Annotated in this window: 2 protein-coding genes; both read right to left on the reverse strand. The window is 75.4% G+C overall.

Annotated features, from left to right (window positions below):
* On the reverse strand, nt 1-810 hold an 810-nt coding region (locus tag FNQ90_RS21320; RefSeq protein WP_182607841.1), incomplete at its 3' end, for a serine/threonine-protein kinase.
* A gap of 39 nt (nt 811-849) precedes the next feature.
* Nucleotides 850-1,942 (reverse strand): branched-chain amino acid ABC transporter substrate-binding protein (locus tag FNQ90_RS21325; protein ID WP_182607842.1); only part of this gene is annotated, 1,093 nt, incomplete at its 5' end.

Genomic DNA, 1,942 nt, shown 5'->3' on the forward strand with positions numbered 1-1,942 from the left:
GTCCCGGCCCGAACCCCCCTCCAACCGCTCGCGCACCCACCGGGCGTCGGGCCGGGACCGCGGGTCCTTGTCCAGACAGGCCCGCAGCAGCCCGAGCAGTTGCTCCGGGACACCGTCGAGGTCCGGCTCCTCGTGCACCGTCCGGTACAACACCCCGGCGGGCGTGCCCTCGCCGAACGGCCGACGCCCGCCGGAGGCGTGCGCCAACACGCACCCCAGGGAGAACACGTCGCTCGCGGGACCGATCCCACCGGCCCGGGCCTGTTCCGGGGAGAGGTAGCCGGGCGAGCCCACGATGACGCCGGTCGTGGTGAGCGGTGCCGCGCCGGTGGCCCGGGCGATGCCGAAGTCGATCAGGCGGGGCCCGTCGAGAGCGAGCAGGATGTTGGCCGGCTTGACGTCCCGGTGCACCAACCCGGCCGCGTGCACATCGGCGAGCGCCCCGGCCAACCGTGCCCCGAGCACCCGCACCGCCCCCGGCGGCAGGGTCCCCCGGGAGGCGAGCACCTCGGCGAGGGAGGGCGCGGGAACGTAGGCGGTCGCGAGCCAGGGCTCGGGGGCCGAGGGGTCCGCCGCGATGACCGGTGCCGTCCACCGCCCGGTCAGGGAGGCCGCCAGTTCGGCCTCCCTGCGGAACCGACGGCGGAAGCCGGACTCCTCCGCGTACTCGGCGCGGATCAGCTTCAACGCCACCAGTCCGCCGCCCGGCCCCGAGGCCAGGTAGACCACGCCCATACCGCCCTCACCGAGCCGCCGCAACAGCCGGTACCCGCCCACCCGAACCGGATCGGTGGACGTCAACTCCCGCAAGATCCCTCCCTCTTCACGAACCGGACGGGTGGAATCCGATCACGCGGGGCCGAGGGGGACGAAGCGGCCGTCGCGCACCTCGTAGAGGTGGGTCTCCCGGCTCCCGAGGTCACCGGCCTCCGGGTCGAACGCGTACTCCCCGGTGACGCCCCGGTGCGTGACCTCGCGCAGCGCTTCGGCGAGCCGGGAGCGAGCGGGCGGCTCGTCCCGGCCGGCGGCGGCTTTCTCGATCCCCCGCAGGACGAGCCCGGCGGCGTCGTAGGCCTCGGCCGCCCAGTAACCGGGCTCGGCGTCGAACTCCTCCCGGTAGGCGGCGACGAAATCCTCCGCGCCGGGGGTGGCCGCCGGATCGATGAACGAGGCGATCAACCGCCAGCCCTCCGCCGCGTCGCCGGCCTGTTCGATGAACGCCGGGTGCAGCACCGCCTGCGGGGCGAATCGCGGCCCGTCGAACCCGGCGGCGGCCAACTCGCGGGCGACGGCGGCGGCGCTCTCCGGCGGGCCGGCGAAGACGAAGGAGTCGATACCGGCGTCCAGCATGTCGGCCACGACCGGGGCGAACCCCTCGTTCTCCCGGAGCCCGGGCGGCACCACCCGGGGGTAGGGCGTGTGCCCGTGGTTCCGCTGTGCCACCAGAGCGGTCACGGATATCGTTTCGCCGGCGCTCACCCCGAGGGAACGGTCCTGGAGCAGCCCGGGCCGCTCGACTGCGGCCCCCTCGGCCAGGTGCGCGCCGATCGGCCAGGCCAACAGCAGGTCGGAGGGGCCGGCGCGCAGCAGGACCCGGCTGCTCTCGCCCCCCATGGCGTCCGAGGCCAGGGTGGTCCGCCCGGAGGAGATCATGACCAGGGGCAGCAGCGCGTCCTCGCACACGGGCAGCGCGGCCATCGCGGCCCCGTCGGTCGTCGGACCGAGGACGGCCACCACGTTCTCGTCCTCGGCGAGTTCACCGGCGGCCCCGGCCGCCCCCGCGGCACCGCCCTCGTCCTCGGTGCGCACCACGATCTCGAAGGGCGCGTCCGCCCGGGCGTTGTGATGGGCGACGGCCAGCCGTACCCCCCGTTCCTGTTCGCGTCCCACGGCCCGGTCCCGCCCGGTGAGATCGGCCAGGACCCCGAGGGCGGGGCGGGCC

Origin of the sequence: Streptomyces alkaliphilus, from assembly GCF_014141535.1 — a bacterium.
In the GTDB taxonomy this organism is placed as follows: domain Bacteria; phylum Actinomycetota; class Actinomycetes; order Streptomycetales; family Streptomycetaceae; genus Streptomyces; species Streptomyces alkaliphilus.